The sequence below is a fragment of the uncultured Hyphomicrobium sp. genome, from assembly GCF_902826555.1.
GTDB lineage: Bacteria > Pseudomonadota > Alphaproteobacteria > Rhizobiales > Hyphomicrobiaceae > Hyphomicrobium_C.
The window spans coordinates 1-6,343 of sequence record NZ_CADEFI010000073.1 but is presented as its reverse complement, the minus strand read 5'-3'; the positions used below and the strand labels follow the sequence as shown (position 1 = coordinate 6,343).

The 6,343-nt window shown below is 63.5% G+C and carries 4 protein-coding genes and 1 pseudogene; 1 reads left to right on the top strand and 4 read right to left on the bottom strand.

Annotated elements, in window-relative coordinates; translation table 11 throughout:
- From QZV93_RS17435 to QZV93_RS17420, 4 genes are all read right to left on the bottom strand, one after another.
- Nucleotides 1-542 (bottom strand): ATP-binding cassette domain-containing protein (locus QZV93_RS17435; RefSeq protein ID WP_295559980.1); only part of this gene is annotated, 542 nt, incomplete at its 3' end.
- Between the two features lie 24 nt (nucleotides 543-566).
- Nucleotides 567-1,868 (bottom strand): phosphate ABC transporter permease PstA, encoded by a 1,302-nt coding sequence (pstA, locus tag QZV93_RS17430; RefSeq protein WP_295559978.1) that lies wholly within the window; start codon nucleotides 1,866-1,868, stop codon nucleotides 567-569.
- A 20-nt stretch (nucleotides 1,869-1,888) separates the two neighbouring features.
- The gene (gene pstC / locus QZV93_RS17425; RefSeq protein ID WP_295559976.1) at nucleotides 1,889-3,349 is read right to left on the bottom strand and encodes a phosphate ABC transporter permease subunit PstC; all 1,461 of its coding nucleotides are present in this window, start codon (nucleotides 3,347-3,349) and stop codon (nucleotides 1,889-1,891) included.
- 140 nt (nucleotides 3,350-3,489) lie between these two features.
- Nucleotides 3,490-4,518, bottom strand: a complete 1,029-nt coding sequence (locus QZV93_RS17420) for a substrate-binding domain-containing protein (protein WP_295559981.1) — start codon at nucleotides 4,516-4,518, stop codon at nucleotides 3,490-3,492.
- 389 nt (nucleotides 4,519-4,907) lie between these two features.
- Here QZV93_RS17420 and QZV93_RS17415 point away from each other — a divergent pair.
- Nucleotides 4,908-6,343 (top strand): annotated as a pseudogene (locus QZV93_RS17415) (alpha-2-macroglobulin family protein); the annotation flags it as partial.

The window sequence follows — 6,343 nt, the reverse complement described above, 5'->3', positions numbered from 1 at the left end:
ACCGCGCGCGCGATGCAAAGGCGCTGCTGCTGACCGCCGGAAAGGCCGGTGCCGGGATCGTTGAGGCGATCCTTGACCTCTTTCCAGAGCGCGGCCCTCTCGAGGCTCGTCTGCACGATGTGATCCAGCTCCGCCTTGGTGCCGGCGAGGCCGTGAATGCGCGGCCCATAGGCGACATTCTCGTAGATCGACTTAGGGAACGGATTCGGCTTCTGGAACACCATGCCGACGCGCGCGCGAAGCTGCACGACATCGAGCGAAGGATCGTAGATGTCCTCGTCGTCGATCGTGATCTTGCCCGTGACCCGGCAGATCGGGATGGTGTCGTTCATGCGGTTGATGCAGCGCAAGAACGTCGACTTGCCGCAACCCGATGGTCCGATGAAGGCCATCACGCCGCGATCCGGAATATTCACCGAGACATTATGCAGCGCGTGCTTCTCGCCATAGTAGACGTTCACGTCCCTGGCGACGACCTTCGGGTCGATGGCAGATCCGACCTTCGCCGCGCGTTCGATTTCGGGTGTCGTCACATTCAGCATTGCTCACTCCAAAGGAGACAAGTTCTACCAGCGGCGCTCGTAGCGGCGGCGAAGAAGAACAGCGGTTACGTTCATGCAAACGAGGAAGGCGAGAAGGATCAGCGTCGCGCCGGCCGTGCGCTCAACGAACCCGCGCTCGGCGGCCGTGGCCCACATGTAGATCTGCACCGGAAGCGCGGTCGCCGAATCGAAGGGCGTCTTCGGGAAGTCGACAACGAACGCGACCATGCCGATCATCAGCAGCGGCGCCGTCTCCCCGAGCGCCTTCGCCAAGCCGATGATGGTTCCCGTCAGGATGCCCGGCACCGCCAGCGGGATCACGTGATGCGTGATCGATTGCATCTTCGAGGCGCCTACGCCGAGAGCGGCCTCCCGGATGGAAGGCGGCACGGCGGCCACTGCGGCGCGCGTCGCGATGATGATCGTCGGCAGCGTCATGAGCGCCAGCACCAATCCGCCGACGAGCGCGGCGGAGCGAGGAACGCCCATGAAGTTGATGAAGATCGCCAGACCGAGCAGGCCGAACACGATCGACGGCACGGCAGCGAGGTTGTTGATGTTGACCTCGATGGTGTCCGTCAGCAGATTCTTGGGCGCGAACTCCTCGAGATAGACCGCGGCCGCAACGCCGAGCGGAACCGATACGAGCAGCACGATCAGCATCATGTAGAGCGAGCCGATGAACGCCACGCCGACGCCGGCCGTCTCGGGCTTGCTCGAAGCGCCGTACGTAAAGATGCCCGTGTTGAAATGCTTGGCGAGCACGCCCGACGCCGCGGCCTTGTCCAGCCACCCGAGCTGCTTGTCCGAAAGCTGCCGGCGGTTCTCAGGAACAGTGCGATCGAAATGACCCTTCATCAGCGTGTCGACGTTGCCGTGCGCCAAGAGCGTGAGCGGGATCGACTTCCCGATCAGGGACGGATCGGCCTCCACGGCTTTGCGGATCTGCACGTCGGCGTTGGCCGAGAGAAGCGAGGCGGCCGCCTTCGCGTCCGCCTTGTTCGCCGGATCGACACCCAGCGCCTGGAACAGCGCCCGGTTGGCCAGCTTCGTGTAGTCCGCCATTATGATGTCGCTCTGCGAGGGCGGCGTCGACGAGCCGAACGCGCCCTGGTCGAGATTGACGTCGAGCGTGAAGGCCGACTGCAGGAAGGCCGTGTAGCCCCTCGCGACAATCGTCGAGAACAGCGCCACCAGAAACGCGAGACCGAACAGGATTGCGGCCACGCCATAGGCCCTGAAGCGCCGTTCGGCGGCATAACGCTTCTTGATGAGCGCCTGCGTCGCGTGCCGCATACGGGGAGAAGACTGGAGATCGGTCGTCATAGGAGCTGTTTCTACCGTCATTATTCGTACTGCTCCCTATATTTGCGCACGATGTAGAGCGCGTAAATGTTAAGCGCGAGGGTGAACACGAAAAGTGTGAGCCCCAGCGCAAATGCAACCAGCGTCTGGGGCGAATTGAACTCTAGATCGCCGGTCAGCTGACTTACGATCTTCACCGTGATCGTCGTCACCGGCTCGAATGGGTTGAGCGTGAGATTCGGCGCGATGCCGGCCGCGAGCACGACGATCATCGTCTCGCCGATCGCACGCGAGGCGGCGAGCAGAACCGCTCCGACGATACCCGGCAGCGCGGCGGGCAGGATGACCCGTTTGATCGTCTCCGACTGCGTGGCACCGAGCCCGTAGGAGCCCTCGCGCAACGACTGCGGCACGGCGTTGATGATGTCGTCCGAGAGAGACGACACGAACGGGATCAGCATCACGCCCATGATGAGGCCGGCGGTCAGCACGCTTGTCGCCGAGATCGAGAGCCCCACGGAAGCGCCCACGTCGCGCAACAGCGGCCCGAACGTGATCAGCGCGAAGAAGCCGTAGACGATGGTCGGAATGCCGGCCAGGATCTCGAGCAGCGGCTTTGCGGTCGCACGAACCCGCCCCGAGGCGTACTCCGACATGTAGACGGCGCTGAACAGCCCCACCGGCACCGCCACGAGCAGCGCCACGAGCGAGATGTAGAGCGTGCCCCACAAAAGCGGCAGCAGGCCGAATTCGCCCCCGGCCGCGCCCGATCCGGCCGACGAAAAGCGCGGATCCCACACCGTACCGAACAGGAAGTCCTGGATCGGCACGATGGAGAAGAAATGGATGCTCTCGAACAGCATCGAGAGCACGATGCCGAGCGTCGTCAGAATAGCGACCATCGAGCAGCCGAGCAGACCCGCGAGCGCCACCGATTCCACCGCATTGCGCGACCTGAGCTTGGGTCCGACACGCAGGAAGCCGAAAGCCAGGCCCAGCAGCGAAAGCCCAATGGCTGCGACGGTAATTAGAAGCTGGCTCGACCGCTTGAGCGTGAGCTGATAACGCGCCGCGTCGACGGCATAAGGCTCGGGCGTTACCGCCAGCGGAACACCCTTGCTCATCAGCAGCGCTTTGACGTCGGTCGACGGATTGGCCGTCTTGTCGAGTTCCTCCGGCGACAGCGCGTCGAGGCCCTTTTCCACCAGTCGAACCGTCGACATGGTGAGCGTCAGCCCCTGCTCCGGACCGGTCTGGATGGCCTCCGGAAGCCGCGACTGAACCATCGAGGTCGTGATCGGCGGCGCAATGGCCAGCCAGAGAATGATCAGGAACAACGCCGGCAGCGTGGCCCAGAGCAGCACGTAGGCACCGTAATAGCCCGGACGCGAATGCAGCGCCGACGTCTTGCCGTCGACCGAAGCACGCGCACGCCGATTGCCGAGGAACCATCCCACGATGCCGAGGGCAAACACGATCAGTAGCAGTAAGGGCGTCGACACGGTGCTCTTTCCTCGCTCACAAGCGGGTGCAGGCGTTGATCGGAAACAACGAGAAGGGAGAGCGGCAGAACACGGCCGTCTCCCCCTTCCCTAACTCCTGTACGTTCAACCAGTCAGAGCTGTCAGGGCAAAGCGGCCGATTACTTCGCCGCAGTCGCCAGCGTCTTGCCGGACTTTACCAGCTCCTGGACTTCCGCGCGCTCGGCGTCGGGCAGCGGCACCAGGCCGTACTCGACGAGCGGGCCGTCAGCCGAGAGGATCTTGTCGCTGGTGAAGAACTCGACGTACTCCTTGAGACCGGGGATCACGCCGAGGTGCGCCTTCTTCACGTAGAAGTACAGCGGACGCGAAACCGGGTATTTGCCGGAGGCAACGGTCTCGAGCGAGGGCTCGACGCCGCTGATGGTGGCAACCTTCAGCTTGTCCTTGTTGTTCTCGTAGAACGACAGACCGAACACGCCCACGCCCTGCTTGTTGGACTCGATGCGAGCCAGCGTCTCGGTGTAGTCGCCGTCGATATCGACAGCAGCGCCGTCCTTGCGGACCTTGTTGCAGGCCTTGTCGGCGGCCTTCTTCTTCTCGGCGTCGTCCTTGCCCTCGGCCTTAGCAAGCTGCAGCTTGTCACCGCCCGTAGCCTTGCAACCGGCGTGGAGAACCTTCTCCTCGAACACTTCGCGCGTGCCGTGCTTCTCGCCCGGGATGAAGGCGACGATCGGCCAATCGGGGAGATCCGAGTTGACGTCTTTCCAGGTCTTCGCGGTGTTGGCGACGAGCGCGCCGTCCTTCGGAACCTCGGCGGCGAGCGCGAGATAAATGTCCTTCGGCTCGACCTTCCACTCGCTGGCGCCGGTATCAACGGCGAACACGATGCCGTCGTAGCCGAACTTCACCTCGACGATGTCGGTTACGCCGGCCTTGGCGCAATCGGCGATTTCGGTGTCTTTGATCTTGCGCGAGGAGTTGGCGACATCGATCTTGTCCTCGCCGACGCCGGCGCAGAACTGCTTGATGCCGGCGCCCGAGCCGCCCGACTCGATGATCGGCGTCTTGAGATTCGAGAACGTCTTGCCGAACTGCTCGGCAACGATGTTGGCGTACGGCAGGACCGTCGACGATCCTGCAACCTTGACCTGGTCGCGCGCCATGGCCGCACAGGCGAACGCGGCCATGCCGACGGCCGTCGCCGTCGTATAGGCGATGAACTTGCTGTTCACGCTAATCTCCATTGTCTCGTGGACTGCATCGAGCGGGGCCCTCCGCCTGCGCTCTGCTTCCCGGAGTGAACTCCGGCGCGTCTCTTCTAGCTGCCGGACACTGTGGATTTATGACAGACTAAATAACTGATACAACATGCATAAAATGAAATTCCGCTTGGTAGGCTTACGGAGCGGTTAAACCCGGTTGCTGATGGCACCTTACCGCCGCCGGGGAATCATCAGTAATGGCCGGAACTTGCCGATAAGTTCGAGTTTGCCGCCAACGTTTGATCATTCAGGTCTGATGGGCTTCACGCCGCCCGGGTGCGTAATGCTATTTTGCACCTCACGATTTTGCCGGCGTGCGCGGCTTCCAGAGTCACCTCGGGAACAGTCTGGAGACCTGTCACGCAGGCAACAAGCTCAGCGAAATCGTTCCTACCAAGGTGGTCGAGATGCGCGCCCTCAAGTCAGTCTTCCTCTGCTTCCTCCTTCTGGCTGGCCTCGGCGCCGCCAGTGCCGAGGAAAGGCCCTTCGTGCACAAAGGCGTCGCCAAAGACGCCGAGCGCTACGAAACCTACATCAAGGAGACGTGGAAGTCGGACGGGCGCAAATCCGCCGAAGTGCGGCTCGCCGCCGACCGTCAGCTCGGACCTGATCCGCGGGCCGCATCGCGCTCCTACGCCATCGCCGTCGCCACCGATCCCAAGAGCCCGGAGAACTGGATCGGCCTTGCCAAGGCGCTGCTCGCCATCAAGCCCGATCCCGACAAGTCGGAAACCTACGATCTGCCCGTCAACGCGTCAGGGGCCGCCTACCGTGCCTATACGCTCGCCGCCGATCAGGGCCTGAAGGCGCGCGCCCTCGCCGTCCTGGGCGATGCCATGCAGCGCCGCTCCTACTGGCGCCCGGCCATTGATGCGCTGAAGGCAAGCCTCTCGCTGACCGAGGTCGCCGAGGTACGCGACGCCTACGAAAAGCTGCGGGCCGAGCACGGCTTCCGCATGACCGACTATTCGACGGACGGCGACGCCGCCCAACCGCGCATCTGCATCCAGTTCTCCGAAAATCTCTCGCGCGGACAGACCGACTTCGCCAAGTTCGTCGCCGTCAACGGCCGCGACCCGCAGTCGGTCGCCGCCGAGGGCAACCAGCTTTGCATCGACGGCGTCGAGCACGGCCAGCGTTACGAGGTCCAGGTTCGCGCCGGCTTGCCCTCCGACGTCAACGAGCCGCTCGCCAAGCAGGTGACGCTGGCCGTCTACGTTCCCGACCGCAAGCCGATGGTCCACTTCACCGGCAAGAGCTACGTGCTCCCCACGCGCGGCCAGAACGGCATCCCGCTGGTCGCCGTCAACACCAACAAAGTCGGCATCGAGGTCTATCGCATCGGCGACCGCAGCCTCGCCAACGCCCTAAACGAAGGCAATCTCGACCGCCAGCTGCAGGGCTATCAGCTCGAGGAGCTGAAGAGCCGCACGGGCAGTCTCGTTTACAAAGGCGAGCTCGAGATCCCGAGCAAGCTCAACGCAGAGGTCACGGCAGCTTTCCCGGTGAGCGAGGCCATCGGCGAGTTGAAGCCCGGCGCCTACGCCATGATCGCGCGCCCCGCCGAGCAGAGCGCCGACGACAACTGGCGCGAGCAAGCGACCCAGTGGTTCATCATCTCCGATCTTGGCCTGACCGCCTTCTCCGGCGATGACGGCGTGCACGCCTTCGTTCGCTCCCTCGCCAGCGCCGAGCCCATCACCGACGCGGCCGTCCGCCTCGTTGCCCGCAACAACGAGGTACTCGCCAC

Coding starts and splice junctions, on each gene's coding strand:
- pstA (WP_295559978.1), bottom strand. CDS start 1,868: ATGACGACCGATCTCCAGTCTTCTCCCCGTATGCGGCACGCGACGCAG.
- QZV93_RS17420 (WP_295559981.1), bottom strand. CDS start 4,518: ATGGCCGCGTTCGCCTGTGCGGCCATGGCGCGCGACCAGGTCAAGGTT.